The sequence below is a fragment of the Nitrococcus mobilis Nb-231 genome (genome assembly GCF_000153205.1).
In the GTDB taxonomy this organism is placed as follows: domain Bacteria; phylum Pseudomonadota; class Gammaproteobacteria; order Nitrococcales; family Nitrococcaceae; genus Nitrococcus; species Nitrococcus mobilis.
This window is the reverse complement of record NZ_CH672427.1, coordinates 574,019-592,273: the sequence shown is the minus strand read 5'-3', so window position 1 is coordinate 592,273 and position 18,255 is coordinate 574,019. Positions and strand designations below refer to the sequence as shown.

Genomic DNA, 18,255 nt, shown 5'->3' with positions numbered 1-18,255 from the left:
CTAAGGGTCGCGGTGCAGAAGGGGAAACATCTCGGCGAATGGCGTTCGGCTTCAGGAGAACTGCGGTTGCGCCTGACCGAAAGCGCCCTGAATCCGCAATGAGCGACAACCGCATGCTCATCACGCTCGGCACGCCGTTCGGTACCTGGGCCCGGCTCGCAGAGCACCTGCGCCAACAGGCCCCGCAGGTTGTCCTCCCGGCCGCGCCGGCTTTCTCCGCCTGGCATGGCTGCGTTCCCGGGATCTCTGCGTTGAACGACCGGCCGGACCCTGAAGCCATTGCCATGTCTCGCTTCGATCTGAATGTCGGCCCAAATCTCGCCATTCCGGCGGAGATCGGAATCCATCTTCAAGAGAACAAAATAGACTCCGACCTCCGATCCGGTATCCGGAGCAGGTTTCTCCAGGGCGACGGCGCAGAGCCAGGTTTTTCGAGATCCCCCGCGGTGCAAGCAGGCGGCGACTCGGACGGCATAGACATGCGTGCTTGCTGGCCCGCTGAGGTCTGGGCGGAGCTGAGCTCGGTGGCTGAGTTTTTGATCTTCTTTGAGCCGCCCGAACGGACTCTTGCTCACTGGCTGGCGGCAGACGAGGCGGTCGATTCCGATGCGCTGCTGCAAGCCTGGCGGGTAGGGGCAGAACGTATCCTGCGTTTGGTTCGCCGCTACCGTCGGCGTGTGCTGCTGGTCGATGCACGCGAAGCGGCGGCCTATCCGGCGCGGCTTCTCGATGTATGCGGCGAGCGCTTTGGGATCGCATTCGCGGGCGAAGCGGGGTCCGCCCCCGATCTGCAGTCCGACGCCGCATTTGTCGCCCTCGCCAGCAGCTGGATTCGCCCCGATAAACGACTGCGGGCGATAGGCGCCGAGTTGGAGGTGAGCTGCATACCGCTCACTGCCGATGCACCTACCGGCGACGGTATCGCCGGAATCCCGCAGGCGGATCCGTTGGCGGCATTGGCCCAGTACCGCGCCGTCCACCGGCAGTGCGATACGTTCGGCCGCGAGGCGGAACGGCTGGCGGCTGAGCTGGAGCAAGCGCAGGGGGTGACGGCCGCCGCAGAAGCGGCGCTGGAGGAAGAGCGCGCGGCGAGTAGGATGCGGATGGCTAACGCCGAGGCCGAGCGTGATCGGCTACGCGAGCAAGGCGAGCAGGCGCAGCAGGAGGCAGAACGTGAGCGTGCAGACCTTGAGGCCAAGTTAAAGGCTTCGACAGAAGCCGTGACGAAAGCCAAAGCGGCCGAAGCCGAAGTCGCGGCGAGCTTGAAAGCTGAGCGTGAGAGTACTGCGCGGCTCATAACCGAACACAAAATCGAGGGCGACCGGCTGCGTGTGCATGGTGAGCAGGCGCAGCAGGAGAACGAGCTTTTGTTGCTGCAGCTGCATCAAGTGCAGGAGGAATTGGAAGCGACATTCCTCGCGCAGCAGGAGACGGAGCGTAAGCGTGCAGACTTTGAGGCCAAGTTAAAGGCTTCGGCAGAAGCCGTGACGAAAGCCAAAGCGGCCGAAGCCGAAGTCGCGGCGAGCTTGAAAGCTGAGCGTGAGAGTACTGCGCGGCTCATAACCGAACACAAGATCGAGGGCGACCGGCTGCGCGAGCACAGCGAGCAGGCGCAGCAGGAGAACGAGCTTTTGTTGCTGCAGCTGCATCAAGTGCAGGAGGAATTGGAAGCGACATTCCTCGCGCAGCAGGAGACGGAGCGTAAGCGTGCAGACTTTGAGGCCAAGTTAAAGGCTTCGGCAGAAGCCGTGACGAAAGCCAAAGCGGCCGAGGCCGAGGTCGCGGCGAGTTTGAAGGCTGAGCGTGAGGGTGCTGCGCGGCTTGTAGCCGAGCACAAGATCGAACGCGACCGACTGCGCGCGCACAGCGAGCAGTCGGAGCGCAAGCGCGCGGAGCTGGAAACTAAGCTGAAGGAATCGGCCGACGCATTGGCGAAGCTCAAAATCGCCCAGGCGGAGGCCACGAAGACCTTGCACGCCGAGCGCGAGCGCAACGCAGGGCGAGTTGCCGAACTGGAGGCCGAGCGCGGCCGGTTACGCACGCAGGCCGAGGCGGCCTCTCCAGATCCCGAGCTTCGGCAGGAGAACGAGCTCCTCCTCTTGCAGCTGCACCAGGTTCAGGAAGAACTGGAGCACTATTTCCTGGAGAACCAAAAGCTGAAGGGCCGTGCGGAGACGAACCAGACCAAGCCGCAACTGCAGGCGCTGCAGGTCGCCGACATCCAAATAGCGGGTGTCTGCGAAGAAGCGCCATTCCACCATCTCAACTTCAGCTTGCGCGACGTGACGCAGGGGCCGCGGCGGTTCGATGCGCTGGACGTGCGGCTGGTCGAGCACCATGGCGAGCCGGGGCTGGTCGTTTTCACCGCGCGGGAAGGTGTTGCGCCCCTGTCGAGCTGGACCGAGAGCGGCAAGGAGCAGGATCGCGCCTTCATGCTCCTCCACCCGCAGCACAAGACGTCAAAAGCGCTGTTTGCGCGCATGACGGCCAGCGACTGGCTGCTGATTAACGACCTCGCGGCGCTCATGCAAACAACCCTGCGCAATGCAGCGGATGCGCGGCCGCGTCTGGCGGCGCGCTGGGGTCTGGTCTGCCAGCGGCTGCGCGAGCAGCTCGCCGAGCTGCCGCCGGTATTGCGCTACGACCGTGCCCAGGTCGCCCATATCGCCGATGCCGCCGGCAAGCTCGAAATCACCCTTCGGCTCGGCAACGCCATGTTCCAGCAGCGAGCTTACTTTAGCCTGTGCGTTCGCTTGTGCCTTTCAGGCGGTAGTGGGGTTCGCGCCGACCTGCCCGCCAGCCTGGTGTTCCTCGCGCCAGCCGAGCGCGGCACGCTTCCGCCACTGTCTATATGGCCCCTTACCGACGCGGGCGACTGGGCGCAGGAGCACGCGCTTCGGTTCGGCAAGGGCCTGTCCGGAGCCAAAAAAAGAGCGCAATGGCAAGCGCTCGACTCGCACGACCGCGAGTTCGTCGCATCGCTTCTTTACGGGCTACCGGCGGCGCTGGCCGAAAGCTGGGAGGTGGTGCCGCCCGCAGGACTTGGACACGTCAATGTCTCCTTGTTGGCCGACAAGATGGCGCGTGAGATCGACAATAACGCCTCACGGGCGCACGACTCACGCACACCTGTGCTGCGACGTGTCGTAGGTTAAATACGCTATGCAAGCCATGCTCTCCAAACAAGACATCGACACGGCTATGGGCCGGCCCTTCAAGCGCATCGCCGAGCTGACCGGCGCGGGTTTCAACACCATCATCCACATCGGTGCCGGCGCGGACGCCGACCTGTACGACTATCAACGGCTCGGCTTCGATCGCCTCCTACTCGTAGAAGGCGACGCCGAATCTGCGGAGGAGCTGCGAGCGGCCGTTTACGACCGCGACGGCGTTGAGGTGGTCGAGCAGGTCGTTGCTCCTCTGGCGGACCGCGTCATGTGGCACCGGTACAACCTGCCAGCGCTGAACGGCGTACTACCGCCCGGTGAGCTCCACACCTTGTATCCCCGTCTCAGGGTGATAGGTCGTGAGCGGGTACAAGCGACATCGCTGCAAGAGCTGTTAGAGCATGCGGTTCTAAACCTCGCCGAGCGGAATCTGCTGTTCCTGGATGTGCCGGGCCTGGAGGATGCCCTGCTGGCGCAGCTCCCGGAACACCAACTGCATGCTTTCGAATGGGTCGCGATCCGCAGTTGTGGAGCGACTCGCTACCAAGGCGGTAATACCGCAGGCACCGCTATCGAACGGCTGCATACGCACTGCTATCGACTGGATGGCTCCCTCGATATCGACCTGGATTGGCCAGTTTCGCTACTGCGGCGAGACGACGTGCAACGGGAGAACACGCAGCTTCGTGGTCAGGTCGCCGATCTGGGCGCAAAGCTCGAATCCCGCGCTACCGCTGAGGAGACACTAAATGCTGAGCTGAAGCGTGTCTCCGCCGAGCGAGATGCACAAACCGCGCTCGCGGCTGAACGCGAAAGCCGGGTCCACGGGCTGGGGCAGGAGCGTGAGCGGCTAACTAGGGAGCTGGCGGAGTCGCAGGCGGCACTCAAGGCGCTGACGGAAGCAAAGACAGCGCACGAAAGGCTGGTGACGGAGCAGCAAGCGCAGATCGACTCGCTAAGCCAGGCGCGTGACAAGGAGGCGAAGCTCGCTTCGGATCGGAGCAGCGTGATTTCTCAGCTCACCCAAGAGCGTGATGACCTGACTAAGCTTGTTGCCGAGCGGAATGGTTTGCTTAAGAAACTGGCGCAGGAGCGTGAGGCACAGGCTGAGCAAGTGACTGATTTACAGGCGCGACTGGAACAGGCGAACCGCCTCCAGTCTGAGTACGACACGTATGCCGCTGAGAGAAAGGCTGAACTCGACCGCGTGAACAAACTGAAGCAAGAGCAGGAAGCACGAATCGATCAACTAGAGTCCGAGCATTCAGAGACAAAAGTTCGGCAGGATCGACTGAACCGCGAGGTAATCAAGGCAGAAGCACAGATCGAATTGATCAAGGATGTACTTCTCCGAGAGCCTGGTCTGTAACCTCCGATGAAACAGCCAAGGAAATCCACTAAAAATAAATTCATCGTAGCCACGTCTGGAGGGCAGCGTCCTGGATTTGAAAGCACGGCTAATATTTTGTCAGAAATGAAGGAAACACTTGTTGCAGAAAGTGCCGCGGCAGAAGCTGTAATTAGCGATCCATATGACGAATCATTGCTGGATCGGGCTCGAATGCAGTGGCAGTTCGGAGATTGGGAAAACCTAGTACAGCTTGACCGCGATCTTCTAAAAAACCATCCAGATCGAGCCAAACTTGCGCTACTGGTTGCTTGTGCTTGGCAGCAGATGGAGAACCACGTGGCCGCCCGCCATTTTGTCCAATTGGCTTTTGGCTGGGGCTGCGACAGAAAGCTGATCGCGCAGTTATTAGTGGCAGGGGTGTACAACACGCTCGGGCGTGCTGCAACCCTCTCGGGTGAAGAAAATCGTGCCCTCGATCATTTTCGCTCCTCAGTAGGCGGTGTCAGCGGCGATTCCAAACTTGCCTGTCAGGCCAGAACAGTACGTGAAATCACCCGTCTCGACCTGTTGTCGCATGCTGGCAAAGTCATCGAGCAGAGTATCGGCGCCATAGCTTTAAGCGCCAACGCTAGCCAGCAGACCGGCAACCAAGCAGCGCCCGCCGTTTCGACGCCGGAGCAAGGCATGGATGAACTGGTCGACTGTTGCGTCAATGGCGATGATGTACACGCCTTGGTGGACGAGCAGCTCGATTCGGGACAGCTGACAGAGCCGAGAAAATTCGAGTTTTTCTGCCTGCTGTCGGATCGTTTTTTGGCGCGAAACGACAACATTACGGCGTTGCACTTCCTTATGTCAGCACGTGACTTTGTCCGCAATGACGATGATGACAATGCCCTGCTGCTCTTGCGCAAGCTCAACAAGCTGGGGTGCCGCACCGAGGCATTGGACCTTTTGGTGGAGCGGTCGTTGTCGGATGCACGCCTGAGTCTAGAAGAGCGCACTGCTCTGCAAAGCACTTATGAACAGTCGCAGGTTAGCGTTCGGACCCAAGGTGAGCACGGGCATGAACTGCTGCTAGCGTACCTGAAGTCGCAAATGCCGCGGTTGCGGGAGCAACTGGAAGAGCGTCAGGCAGTGTTGATAGAGATTGGAACGACCAGAGAGAACGTTCCGGGTCAGGGTTCTACAAGAAAGCTTGCTGAACATTGCAAGGCAGCGGGAATTCACTTCATCACAGTAGACATGGACCCCCACAATGCCCGCGAGGCCGCAAAGCTGTTCCAGAAACTTGGGGTCCAATACAAGGCAGTAACGTGCAAGGGAGAGAACTTTCTTCGCGAGTATGACGGCCCCATGGACTTCGTGTTCTTGGACGCCTATGACTTCGATCACGGCAAGCATAGCGAGCGGAGACAAAGCCGCTATAACAAGTTCTTGGGTGCGCCAATTGACGAGACAGAATGCCATCGCATGCACTTGGATTGTGCGCAGTCGGTGGCACGGAAACTTTCGCCATTCGGTGTCATATGCATCGATGACACGTGGCTCGATGATGGTCTTTGGTGCGCTAAAGGTACTTTGGCTATGCCGTATCTTATGGAAAATGACTTTGAACTGGTAGACGTAAGAAACCGGGCGGCACTCCTGCGCCGCCGGAAATAGGCTGGTTAGTATGTCCCGAATCACGTTCTTGAAAAATAGACATCTCGGTGAACGCTGCGTTGTGGTTGCAAACGGGCCTTCGCTAAACAGCATGGATTTGTCTTTCCTGCGTCGAGAGATCGCTGTCGGCCTCAATAAAATATTCCTCGGCTTCCTGCGATTCGGATTCTATCCGCGCTATTACGTCGCCGTGAATAAAAAGGTCCTACGGCAGGCAGAATCACAAATCCGAGCGCTCAACTGCGTTAAGTTCATCAGCGACCGCGGTTCGAGCTTTTTGCCTGAATCCGCATTGACCTACCACATCAATACTACGGAACCGCCTCGTCGATTCAGCCGCGATCTCGCTCAAGGCGCACATGAAGGCGGGACTGTTACTCACGTGGCGCTCCAAGTTGCGTACTACCTGGGATTTAAAGAGGTTGTCCTGATCGGCCTGGATCACCGTTTCGAGTACACGGGTGCCCCTAATGAAGCTCGACGGCTAGACGGGCCCGACCGCAACCACTTCACCCCGGATTATTTCGGGCACGGGCAGACTTGGGACAATCCGGACCTAGCTCAATCGGAAGAGTCCTATACCATCGCCCGCCAGGAGTACGAGCGTGTGGGCCGTAGGATTATTGATGCGACCGTAAATGGCGCATGCACAATTTTTGAAAAGGCCAGCTATCGTGACCTCTTTTTCAGTTAATTTCCTCGGGCAGGCGGGATTTCGCCTCTCGTCTGCGACGCATACGATCTACATCGATCCTTATCTGTCCGACTCGGTTCGCATTCTTGATGTGCCCGATCTCGTCAGGCAAGTGCCCGTGCCGGTAGAGGCTCACGAGATACAGGACGCAGACGTAGTGTTGATCACACACGAACACATCGATCATTGCGATCCGCACACGTTGCCAGCACTTGCGGCGGCTTCGTCTCAAGCTTGGTTTGTCGGACCGACTCCCGTGCTCAATCGGCTACGGGAGTGGGGTTTGCCGGAAGAGCGTTTGCAGCTTGCACAGGAAAATTGGACACGGCTGGTTCCGGGGCTGGAACTTTGTGCGGTGCCTGCCGCTCATCCATGCATTGAGCGCGATTCGCGAGGTTGTCTCGCTTGCGTTGGCTATGTATTGAAGGGTGAAACCGGCGAGCTTGCCTATTTTGCAGGCGACACCGGCGTTGTGCAGGAGCTTATCGATACTTTAAAGGGTCTGGGCCAATTCCAGACCGCCTTCTTGCCCGTCAACGAGCAGAACTTCTTCCGGGCGCGCCGCGGAATCATTGGAAATATGTCGGTGCGCGAGGCGTTCCTTTTCGCCGAGGAAATTGGGGCAGCGAAAATCTTTCCTTGCCATTGGGATATGTTCGCCGCCAACACCGCGTATCCGGAGGAAATCACGCTTATTCGCGACAAATTACAGGCAAGTTGTGTCGTACTTTCGTCACCCTGTGAACTGTTCTAGCTAGGGGTTGCTTGTGTTAATCAGCATAATAATCCGAACCCTGAATGAGGCTCGCTACCTCGATGATCTGCTGAAGGCTGTAAAGAGGCAGGAAGCGAACGGGCACGAATCGGAAGTCGTACTAGTCGACTCTGGTTCAACAGATGGCACCCTAGAGATCGCGCAGAGGCATGGCTGCCGTATTTATCACATTACACGGGAAAAATTTTCGTTCGGGCGCTCTCTTAACATTGGCTGCCAAGCGGCACATGGTGACGTTCTGGTGTTCATTAGCGGCCACTGCGTGCCTACGGGTCCAGAATGGCTACAGAATCTGTGCCAGCCGGTTATCGATCGAAAGGTTGCATACGCCTATGGCCGCCAAGTGGGCGATGATAGCAGTTGCTATAGCGAGCGCCGAATCTTCGCTAAGTATTTTCAGCCCGTGTCGGCTATACCGCAAGAAGGTTTTTACTGCAACAATGCCAACAGTGCCCTAGGGCGTGGAGCATGGCTTCAGTATCCATTCAACGAAGAGTTGACAGGACTGGAAGACATAGATGTCGCGAAGCGCCTAGTTCAGGCGGGACACAAGATTGGCTACGTCGCCGATGCGTGTGTATTCCACCATCATCAGGAGAGCTGGAGTAGTGTCCGAACCCGTTTCGAGCGGGAGTCTATCGCACTCCAAACGATAATGCCGGAGCTGCAACTCTCAAGGCGTGACATTGTTCGGTACATCGTCAGCAGTATCCTGATGGACTGGCACAGCGCATTCCGGAACGGTCAATTCGTGCCATCGTGGCTCGAGATCGTGAAGTACCGCGTGATGCAGTATTGGGGCGCATATCGAGGAAACCACGAGCGCCGCATACTTTCACGTCAACAGAAGGAAATTTATTTCTATCCTTCCATTTCTGAACGGGTCAATTTTAATGACTGCTTCCAATCGTATCGTCGCGCTGCTGCCAATGAAAGCGAATAGCGAGCGCGTTAGAGGGAAAAATTTCCGCTATTTTTGTGGGAAACCTTTATTTCGTTGGATTTTGGATACGCTTCTTGAGGTGAGGGAGGTAGACCAAGTCTTAATCAATACAGACGCACGCCACATTCTCGTAGAAAATGGTTTGGTGGAGTCCGACCGGGTCGTGATCCGCGATCGCAGTCCTGAGATCTGCGGTGATTTGGTTAGCATGAACAAGATTATCGCGGATGACGTGCAGAACGTTCCGGCGGATCTTTACCTCATGACGCACACCACGAATCCGCTGATGAGCGCTGATACTATCCGCAAGGCGGTGGCAGCGTTTCGCCAGGCGCAGTCGCTTGGTACGGCCGACTCGCTGTTCACGGTTGATAAGGTGCAAACCCGCTTTTATCGTGCCGACGGCAGCCCAGTGAACCACGACCCGGCCAACCTCGTGCGGACGCAGGATCTCGAACCTTGGTACGAGGAAAACTCTAACCTTTACATCTTCACGCGTGCCAGTGTCGCTGCAACGAATGCACGTATCGGCGAGCGGCCGATGATGTACGAGAGTCCGCAGTTCGAGTCGATCGACATCGACACACCGGAAGACTGGGATCTAGCGGTTGTTGCCGCGCAGTTCCTCCAAGAGAAGGAAGTGGCCGCGTGAAGATCCTTGTTACCTGCCCGCCCATGCTCGGGATGATTGATGAGTTCATTCCAGAGGCCGCCCGTCTGGGTTTTGAACTGGTGTCTGCGAAGGTGACGCAGACTCTCTCCGTTGAAGAGTTGATCGAGCTCGTTCCTCAGTACGACGGCTGGATCATCGGCGACGATCCAGCGACACGCCGCGTCTTTGAGGCCGGCAAGGCCGGTGGTCTCAAGGCCGCCGTCAAATGGGGCATCGGAGTCGACAACGTCGACTTTGCTGCCTGCAAGGACTTAGGTATTCCCATTACTAACACGCCCAACATGTTCGGCGGCGAAGTCGCCGACGTGGCGGTGGGCTATGTCATCGGCCTAGCCCGGCAACTTTTTCTGATCGACCGCGGTATTCGCAACGGCGAGTGGCCAAAACCCGCCGGCATGAGTCTGGCTGGTAAGCATGTAGCACTGGTCGGCTTCGGCGACATCGGCCGCAATGTAGCCAAACGTCTGACTGCGTTTGACATGCCTATCATTGCCTATGACCCAGGCAACAGTGATGAGGGAGGCATCGCCGGCGTCGAGCGTGCGGCATGGCCAGAACGTATCGAGGAAGCCGACTTCATCGTGTTCAGCTGTTCCCTCAATACCCACAACCACCACATGCTCAGCGCTGAGATTCTAGCCAAGGTCAAGCCTGGCGTGCAGGTGGTCAACGTCGCCCGTGGCCCACTCATCGACGAACCGGCACTTATTGCAGCCTTGGAGTCGGGCAATGTTGCTGCCGCCGCACTGGACGTGTTCGAGGCCGAGCCATTGTCGGTGGACTCCCCGTTGCGCGGCATGCCGCAATGCATCTTCGGCTCCCACAACGGATCGAACACTCGTGATGCCGTGCGCCGCGCCAGCCAACAGGCCATGGAGCGCCTGTTCGGCTTCCTGGAGAACTGACATGGGTTATGTGATCGTAACAGGGGCGGCAGGCGGTATTGGACAGGCTCTGGTGCGCGCTTTCGCCGAAGCCGGTTATCCAGTCATCGGCGTGGACCTGGCAGCCAAACCGGAACGCCTTCCGACCGCGCATTACATCCAGTGCGACCTGGCCCGCACAGTAGCCGAGCCCACCTACGCGGAAGAGATCTTCTCAACCATCCGTACCACTCTCGACGGGCAACCATTTGACGCACTAATCAACAACGCCGCCGTGCAAATTCTCGGCAAGGTCGAGGGCCTGAACCGCGACGCTTGGCACCGCACCCTCGATGTCAACTTGTTGGCCCCTTTCCTCTGGGCACAGGCTTTGCTACCTGAACTCGAAGAGGCCAAGGGTTGCGTGCTTAACATAAGCAGTATCCACGCACGGCTGACCAAACCGGAATTTGTCGCCTACGCCACAAGCAAGGCGGCGCTTAGCGGGATGACCCGTGCAATGGCGATTGAACTGGGCAGCCGTGTGCGCGTTAACGCGATTGAGCCCGCAGCGATTGATACCCCAATGTTGCTGGCAGGGTTCAACGGAAACCCTGCTGGATACGAATTACTCAAATATTGCCATCCGTCTCGTTGCGTCGGCAGCACAGATGGGCTGGCACGACTGGCAGTCGCGATCACTCAGCTAGAAGACGGTTTCGCGAACGGTAGCATCGTGCGCTTCGATGGCGGTATTGGCGCCCAACTCCACGACCCTCGCACGCTATATGTGTCGTGCGAGGATTCTGGCTGACGAGGGAGCTGTGAAAAGCGCATTAGAGCTTCACGATATTCATCGCGGCCATCGTTGTTTCATTTTAGAGAACGAGCCTCTCTCAATAAAATTGATTTTGAAACGTTGAAAGACCAAGTTTTCCTTGGGGTGAATTCGTTTTTTATTATGACGAGAAGAAACAGATTTCTGCTACCCCCCTTTAAGGGGAAGTTTGGGCCAAGCGAGGCATCGGAGTCTGCTTCCGTGCGAGCTTTTAAGCGCAAGAAGATATTGCTGTTTACGGACAGCCGTGGCCAGCATAAGCCCACGGGCCAGGATCACTTGATTTTCGGTGAGCGGCTTCAGCAAGACGCGCGCTTGGATGTGGATATGTTCCTGTGCCCGATGAAATGGACGACCACGCTCGATTTCCTAGAGATGTTTGACGCTGAAAAGCTTAAATCGTATGACGCCATTATCCTCTGGACAGGTATCGTGGATTGGTCGCCCCGTCCCGTTAGCAGCGCCGTCAACGATTTGTATGACAATCGCAAAATATCCAATTTGGATGGGGTGGGGCTCAACACGCGCGATTACTCGAAGAAGGTCGTGAACAACAAGAAGCGCATCTTTGATAGCGTGTTTGGTGCGGAAAGAATGCGCGCCCACTTTGCTGCACTGTTCGAAACGGTGTATGCAGGGGAGAAGACCTGCAACATGTATGACCTGGAAATGGCTCATGACTTGTTGAGTAGGTTGTTCCGTATTCCGAATCTGATCTACATCAATGCCAACCGCTTCGTTCCGGGCTGGGAGGGCGATTTCAAGAAAGGGCGGCCCGAGAACATTTCGTTGACCCATGCGTATTCGGACCTGTTCACGGATGCGCTTTCCGGCGTGGCGAAAGTGATCGACCTCAGAAAATGGTCGAAAGATGAGGTGAAAGCATACACGTGTGACAACATTCATGTGACGCGGGCAGGAAGCGATTACATATACGAGGAAATTATGCGCGCTTTGGATATGCAAGCTGCCGAAGTGCCGGCAACGAATGTCTCCTGGTCAGATGCCAACGCAAAACTGAATGCCGCCATAACAGGCCTGTTGGAATTCGGGAAAGGCCTGGCCACATCATTCAGCGCGTTGGCGCCATTGGAGCGGTTCATCGGGGCCAAGCAGCGGAAGCTACTGGCCGCCGTGAAGGCCGATAAGTATCTTGCTACATTAATCATCGGCTTCAGGCTGCGTCCTGGCGATGAGATCCGCGAGCGCAACCTAATGTTCGTGCTGGACTGGCTTGAATACCACTATTCGGGCTTGTTTGATGTGCTGCTTGTCGAGCAGGACATTTGTTCCAGGTTTGATCTAGCAAAGCTGAAGATGGGCAAGCACGTCCGACATGAGTTTATATATAACCCGGGGGAATACAACCGCGGTTGGGGATACAACGTGGCCGTGCAGCATTTCTGTGCCGAATCGAAAATTGTGGCCTTGATGGACACCGACGTGCTAACCGGGGCGAACTTTGTACGCGAGATCATGGATTGCCACGCGAAGTACGACGCGGTTTCCCCATACCAGAACATCTATTACACCAGTGAAGCAGAGGCCTCACACATCTACGAGACCTACGGGCTAGGTCACCTCACTGACGCAGCGAGGATCAAGAACCCCGTCACCGTGGCTGGCGGCATTCTGATTGCCAACCGGGACGTGTACCTGGCTCTGAAGGGGTTTGAGCAGTACGTGGGGTACGGTTGCGAAGACAGGGCGCTTGACGTGACCTTGTTCAATCATCTTCCGCATGACCGAATTAGGCTTGCGCCGGTCACCTACGTCCACCTCTATCATCCGCGCGATTCCGAAGGCAGGAGCCGCTTCAAGGAGATCTACGCGCACCTAGTTGAAAATTATGGCTGCAAGTACGAACCGTCGCTCGAGCCGTTTGATTTCATACATAAGGCTTGCAGTCACGTGGGGCCGCAAAAAACGCTGCAGATGATGCGCTCCAGAGCGGATGGGTTTGCTGATCTGAATTTGTACAGACGGGGGAAGCCGCTGCCTGCCAATGGGTCAAGAACGCGGGGCGTAGCTGCCTCAGGCTCCAATGTCATTTACCCGCCGGACTTCATTTCTCTCCGTGAGTACAAGGAAAAGGAAATTTACAAGGCAGCGCCGGCACCCGACAGTGACGAGTTGGCGAGTTTCTACAATGCCTACAAGGGCAAGCGTTGCTTCATCATCGGCAATGGTCCCTCCTTGAATAAGCACGATCTTTCTTTGCTGAAGGACGAATACACGTTCGGAGTCAATTCTTTCTATTACAAGACTCGCGAAACTGGATTCGTCCCGTTCTTCTACGTCGTAGAAGACAGCTCGGTGATGAAGGAGAACATCGAGGAAATCAAAAAATACAATGCGCCGTTCAAATTCTTTCCTACTATTTATAAGAACTTGCACCCGAAGCGGCCGAATACGTTCTTTTTCAGAATGAATCGTAGCTTTTACGAGAAATCCTCGCCGAACTACGTTGTCCCGAGATTTTCTACGGATGCTACAGATGTGTTGTATTGTGGTCAGTCCGTCACGTACATCAATCTGCAACTCGCCTACTTCATGGGTTTCGAGGAGGTATACTTGATCGGCATGGACTTCAGTTACAGGATTCCCGAGAGCCATAAGCGTACCGGGGATGTTCTGCTTTCGGACACCGATGACCCCAATCACTTCCACAAGGACTACTTTGGCAAGGGGAAAACATGGAAGGATCCCAAACTTGATAGAGTCGCAATGAATTATCGTTTGGCAAAACTCGTCTACGAGTGTGTCGGCCGAAGGATATACAATGCCACGTTCGGTGGCTATCTAGATATATTCAAACGAGTTGCGTTTAACAGCTTGTTCCGGGGAAGTGACGCTCGCCTTCACGGCAAGTCGCCGATTCTTTGTTACCCTCCTACTCTGGGCGCCCCGAATGTAGCACTGGAATCGGAAAGGAAGATTAATGGGGGGGATTCCATAGCAGTTGCGAACAAGTTGTTTGCCTCGGGAAAATACTACGATTGCGCGATCATGTGCGATCGTTTGTTTAAGGAACGCGGCCTGACGATGTATAGAAATCTAGCTGAAAGGGCAAGGCTCCACCTGAGATCGCGTTGATCCATTTTGCCCTTGTAACATGAATTCCGGGTTCAGTTTGCGCTCTGGCCACGACCAAATGATCTGTGGACCTGTCCCATTCCTTTACACACAAGTTTGGTTCCAGTCGAGCCTGGCCGATCTGATGGTGCTTAACTGGATGGGCATGTCCCTCCTATCGAGAAATTCCATGAAACATCTTGTCAGCCGCTTCATAGCTTTTATAACAAGAGAAGTGATCAGGGAGATCCACCGCCTGAATGGGGATCGAGAGAAGCCTAGGATGAAGATTGACATGAACGCTCTCGTGAACGACCTGTGCAGTCCGCAAGCGAATGCAAGTCTACAGCGCTTCTTCGCCGGCAACCACAGGTTTATCGCGATGCTCTCTGAGCGCAATCGTAGGGCGGCTGCGAACACGTATGACTTCATCGATGAAGCGATGCCTCACGCGCTGTTCGAACTAAATCAAATGGCAGTCATCGCATCCAGAAGCGAAGACATTATGAGGCTCGATGGTCACATTCTTGATCTCGGAGTGTACAAAGGGAGCAGTACCCGTAATCTTGCGAAGATTTTCCCAAGCAGGACAATCCACGGCTTCGATTCCTTTGAGGGCCTTCCGGTTGATTGGTCGCATGCATTAAAGGGAACATTCGGCGACATGAAGGGTATTATTCCTGATATGCCTGCCAACGTGAAATTGTATAAGGGCTGGTTCGACGAGACGCTGCCGCTGTGGCTCGCTGCTAATCGCGACAAGCCTATCTCTCTTCTTCGTGTAGATTGTGATATCTATTCATCAACAAGAACAATCTTAACTGTGTTTGAGCCCGTTATCAGGCCTGGAACCTGGATTGTCTTTGATGAACTGATTGGGTACCGCGGTTTTCGCGATCACGAGCTCAGAGCATTCAAAGAATTTATAGAAAGGACGGGATTCAAACCTAATTTCGTATCTTATGGGCTCACTTACGCGATGCTCTACTTAGAATAACTCCAGTCTTCAGTTCGCGTGCGATAATTCCAAGCATCATTCGGATTTTGATGCCATGTGCTTGAAAAAAGTTTAGATGCGCCGTGCGACTTCGCGTGGCATTGGTGAGTTGCCTCATTCCAGGCGAGGGTGGACTTTGGATGTTAAAAAAGGCGTTAGTTACCGGCGTCACTGGGCAGGATGGTTCGTATCTGGCCGAGCTTCTTCTTGAGAAAGGTTATGAGGTGCATGGCATCAAGCGCCGTACCTCGCTGTTCAATACTCAGCGGGTGGATCACATCTATCAGGACCCGCACGTCGAAGAGCAGCGCTTCATCTTGCACTATGGGGACCTGGCCGATTCTTCCAATCTCACCCGTATCCTGCAGCAGGTGCAGCCGGACGAGGTGTACAACTTGGGCGCGCAAAGTCACGTGGCGGTTAGCTTCGAGGCGCCGGAGTACACGGCTGACGTTGATGCGATTGGTACGCTGCGCTTGCTCGAGGCGATTCGCTTGCTCGGCCTCGATAAGTCAACACGTTTCTACCAGGCATCAACCTCAGAGCTGTATGGCCTGGCGCAAGAGACGCCGCAGACGGAAACCACGCCGTTTCATCCCCGGAGCCCTTATGCGATTGCCAAGCTCTACGCCTACTGGATTACTGTGAACTACCGTGAGGCCTACGGGATGTATGCCTGCAACGGGATCTTGTTCAACCACGAGTCACCTCGGCGCGGCGAGACGTTCGTGACACGAAAGATTACGCGTGGATTGGCGAACATCGCCCAGGGGCTGGAGAGCTGTCTTTTTATCGGCAATATGGATGCGCAGCGCGATTGGGGGCATGCCAAAGACTACGCGTATGCCCAGTGGCTGATGTTGCAGCAGGAGCAGCCGGACGATTTTGTCATTGCCACCGGTATTCAGCACTCGGTACGGGATTTTATCCGTATGGCGGCGGCGGAGCTGGGTATCACGCTACTGTTTGAAGGCGAAGGCGTAAATGAGCGGGCCATCGTTGCCGGTATCGTCGGCGACAATGCACCGGCGCTGAAGGTTGGGGATGTGATCGTTCGGGTGGATCTACGTTACTTCCGGCCGGCGGAAGTAGAAACGCTGTTGGGCGATCCGACCAAGGCGAAGCAGAAGCTGGGCTGGGAGCCGGAGATCACTGTGCAGGAGCTATGCGTGGAGATGGTGGCGGCCGATTTGCACGAAGCAAAGCGTCACGCGCTGCTGAAGGAGCATGGTTTTAAATTGCCGATTGCGGTGGAGAACTGAACATGGTCCGCAAGCTTGATGATGTCGTTCTGGTCGCCGGCCATGGCGGGATGGTGGGCTCTGCCATCGTTCGTCGGTTACGGGCGCTTGGCTATAACAATATTCTCACGGCGGGTCGGGACGAGGTGGATCTGCGCTCGCAGGCCGATGTCCAGCGGTTCTTCGGCGTGCATGCCATCGATCAAATGTATCTCGCCGCCGCCAAAGTGGGCGGAATCCATGCGAACAATATCTATCCGGCCGAGTTCATCTACGAGAATCTGATGATCGAGGCCAATGTGGTTCATGCCGCGCATGTCACCGGCGTACAAAAGCTGCTGTTCCTCGGCTCATCCTGCATCTATCCGAAGCTCACCGAGCAGCCGATGAAGGAGGCGGCACTGCTTACCGGCGTGCTGGAGCCGACCAACGAGCCGTATGCGCTTGCCAAGATCGCCGGCATCAAGCTCTGCGAGAGCTATAGCCGACAGTATGGCCGCGATTACCGCAGTGTCATGCCGACGAATCTCTATGGTCCGAACGACAACTTTCACCCCGAGAACAGCCATGTAATTCCGGCACTTTTGCGCCGCTTTCACGAGGCTGTGCAGGTGCAGGCGGAGGAGGTCGCGATCTGGGGCAGCGGAACGCCGCGGCGAGAGTTTCTGCATGTGGACGATATGGCGGCGGCCAGCGTGCATGTAATGGAGCTGGACGAGGCTGTCTATCAGGCCCACACGCAGCCGATGCGCTCGCATATTAACGTCGGCACCGGCACCGATTGCACCATCCGTGAACTCGCCGAAACCGTTGCGAGCGTGACCGGTTTCAATGGACGATTGGTGTTCGACGCCACCAAACTGGATGGCACGCCGCGCAAGCTGTTGGACGTGACGCGACTGAGCTCTCTGGGCTGGCAAGCCTCGATTGGGCTGGAGGACGGGTTGCGGGATGCCTATCGCTGGTTTGTGGAAAACCATGACCGCTTCAGGGGGCGCAGTGCAACTTCATGGGGAGATCTTCCGCACGGTTGTCGCATCGACCCCGCTGGTGTCGATCGATCTGGTGGTCGAGAATCGGCACGGCGAGATTCTGCTCGGGCTGCGGAACAATCGACCGGCGCAGGGTGACTGGTTCGTGTCGGGCGGTCGAATACTGAAAAATGAGTCCTTGAATGCTGCGTTCGCACGGTTGACGAACGTCGAGCTCGGGGTCGAGTTGCAGCGGGATACGGCCGCCGCGCTTGGGGTGCATGAGCATTTCTACGACGACAGCGTATTCGGCGATGGGCTGGATACGCATTACGTGGTGCTTGCCTATCACCTGAAGCTCGATCCCGATCTGAGCGAGTTACCGACCGATCAGCACCGCGATTACCGTTGGTGGCCGCAGGCGGAGCTGCTCGCCGACGAGCGCGTGCATTCAAATAGTCGCGCCTATCTGCAAAGCTTGCGCGGCGTCCGGCGAGGATGCGGCAAATGGGATGCCGCACAAGCGTATGGTTCCGCTCTGAGCGTCTCGGATATTTAGCGCTCGCCTCGTCCTTCCCGGCGCCCCAGGCTTTCAGCTAGGAACGCGGATACTAGGGAATTCATACTCACGCCTTCCTGTCTGGCACGAGCCGATAAACGAGCGTGAATGCTTCGCGGAACGCGGACGATGAATTTACCGCTCGGCGCCCCGTCCGGCTTCGGGATTTCCCGCCCCGACTCCTTCATGGCCGCAATCCACGCTTCGAGCGCATCGCGCCCGTTGATAATCGCTTCCTCCGGTGTTTCACCGTCGGACGCACAGCCCGGAAGGTCGGGGAACGAAATCAGCCAGCCGCCTCCCTCTTCCTCGGAAAGCGGACGCATCTCAAATGGATAATCGAACAGCCTACTCATCGAATATTCGCGCTGGAAACCCCGGCGTTTAGGCCGGGGAGGAAAGCGCGCCTCCCGTTGCTTACAAGAAAGTGTATTAAAATGTAA

General features: G+C 56.5%; 15 protein-coding genes. 14 read left to right on the top strand and 1 reads right to left on the bottom strand.

Translation table 11 applies throughout. The features are described from left to right. The first annotated feature begins 98 nt into the window (after window positions 1-98). From NB231_RS02735 to NB231_RS02670, 14 genes are all read left to right on the top strand, one after another. Complete coding sequence (locus NB231_RS02735) at window positions 99-3,155, top strand: coiled-coil domain-containing protein (RefSeq protein ID WP_004999569.1); 3,057 nt, start codon at window positions 99-101, stop codon at window positions 3,153-3,155. Window positions 3,156-3,162: 7 nt separating this feature from the next. Then, on the top strand, window positions 3,163-4,536 hold the full coding sequence (locus NB231_RS02730) for a hypothetical protein (protein ID WP_004999567.1): 1,374 nt from the start codon (window positions 3,163-3,165) through the stop codon (window positions 4,534-4,536). A gap of 6 nt (window positions 4,537-4,542) precedes the next feature. Then, a complete protein-coding gene (locus tag NB231_RS02725; protein ID WP_156776876.1) occupies window positions 4,543-6,183 on the top strand; it encodes an O-methyltransferase in 1,641 nt (546 codons plus the stop codon). Between the two features lie 10 nt (window positions 6,184-6,193). Beyond that, entirely contained in the window at window positions 6,194-6,877 is a 684-nt protein-coding gene (locus NB231_RS02720; RefSeq protein WP_040661644.1) for a 6-hydroxymethylpterin diphosphokinase MptE-like protein, read from the top strand. After that, a complete protein-coding gene (locus tag NB231_RS02715) occupies window positions 6,822-7,631 on the top strand; it encodes an MBL fold metallo-hydrolase (RefSeq protein WP_084766210.1) in 810 nt (269 codons plus the stop codon). Before NB231_RS02720 ends, NB231_RS02715 begins: the two co-directional genes overlap by 56 nt. Window positions 7,632-7,644: 13 nt before the next feature. Next, on the top strand, window positions 7,645-8,595 hold the full coding sequence (locus tag NB231_RS02710; RefSeq protein ID WP_004999557.1) for a glycosyltransferase: 951 nt from the start codon (window positions 7,645-7,647) through the stop codon (window positions 8,593-8,595). After that, a complete protein-coding gene (locus NB231_RS02705; RefSeq protein WP_004999549.1) occupies window positions 8,582-9,247 on the top strand; it encodes an acylneuraminate cytidylyltransferase family protein in 666 nt (221 codons plus the stop codon). The genes NB231_RS02710 and NB231_RS02705 overlap by 14 nt, the downstream gene beginning before the upstream one ends. Next, complete coding sequence (locus NB231_RS02700; protein ID WP_004999546.1) at window positions 9,244-10,173, top strand: phosphoglycerate dehydrogenase; 930 nt, start codon at window positions 9,244-9,246, stop codon at window positions 10,171-10,173. The genes NB231_RS02705 and NB231_RS02700 overlap by 4 nt, the downstream gene beginning before the upstream one ends. A gap of 1 nt (window position 10,174) precedes the next feature. Next, entirely contained in the window at window positions 10,175-10,945 is a 771-nt protein-coding gene (locus tag NB231_RS02695) for an SDR family NAD(P)-dependent oxidoreductase (RefSeq protein ID WP_004999543.1), read from the top strand. Between the two features lie 252 nt (window positions 10,946-11,197). Further along, the gene (locus tag NB231_RS02690; RefSeq protein WP_232210369.1) at window positions 11,198-14,065 is read left to right on the top strand and encodes a 6-hydroxymethylpterin diphosphokinase MptE-like protein; all 2,868 of its coding nucleotides are present in this window, start codon (window positions 11,198-11,200) and stop codon (window positions 14,063-14,065) included. A gap of 169 nt (window positions 14,066-14,234) precedes the next feature. Next, window positions 14,235-15,041 (top strand): class I SAM-dependent methyltransferase, encoded by an 807-nt coding sequence (locus tag NB231_RS16595; RefSeq protein WP_198007219.1) that lies wholly within the window; start codon window positions 14,235-14,237, stop codon window positions 15,039-15,041. Between the two features lie 140 nt (window positions 15,042-15,181). Continuing rightward, window positions 15,182-16,303 carry a GDP-mannose 4,6-dehydratase gene (gene gmd / locus NB231_RS02680; RefSeq protein ID WP_004999537.1) on the top strand — a complete coding sequence of 374 codons (1,122 nt, stop codon included), beginning with the start codon at window positions 15,182-15,184 and terminating at the stop codon, window positions 16,301-16,303. A 2-nt stretch (window positions 16,304-16,305) separates the two neighbouring features. Beyond that, window positions 16,306-17,412, top strand: a complete 1,107-nt coding sequence (gene fcl / locus NB231_RS02675; RefSeq protein ID WP_004999536.1) for a GDP-L-fucose synthase — start codon at window positions 16,306-16,308, stop codon at window positions 17,410-17,412. Further along, entirely contained in the window at window positions 17,348-17,812 is a 465-nt protein-coding gene (locus tag NB231_RS02670; protein WP_004999534.1) for a GDP-mannose mannosyl hydrolase, read from the top strand. Before fcl ends, NB231_RS02670 begins: the two co-directional genes overlap by 65 nt. Here the strand turns inward: NB231_RS02670 and NB231_RS02665 are convergent. After that, window positions 17,809-18,168, bottom strand: coding sequence for a type II toxin-antitoxin system HicB family antitoxin (locus NB231_RS02665; RefSeq protein WP_004999533.1), 360 nt, complete (start codon window positions 18,166-18,168; stop codon window positions 17,809-17,811). The two genes, NB231_RS02670 and NB231_RS02665, sit on opposite strands and share 4 nt — an antisense overlap. Window positions 18,169-18,255: the final 87 nt, after the last annotated feature.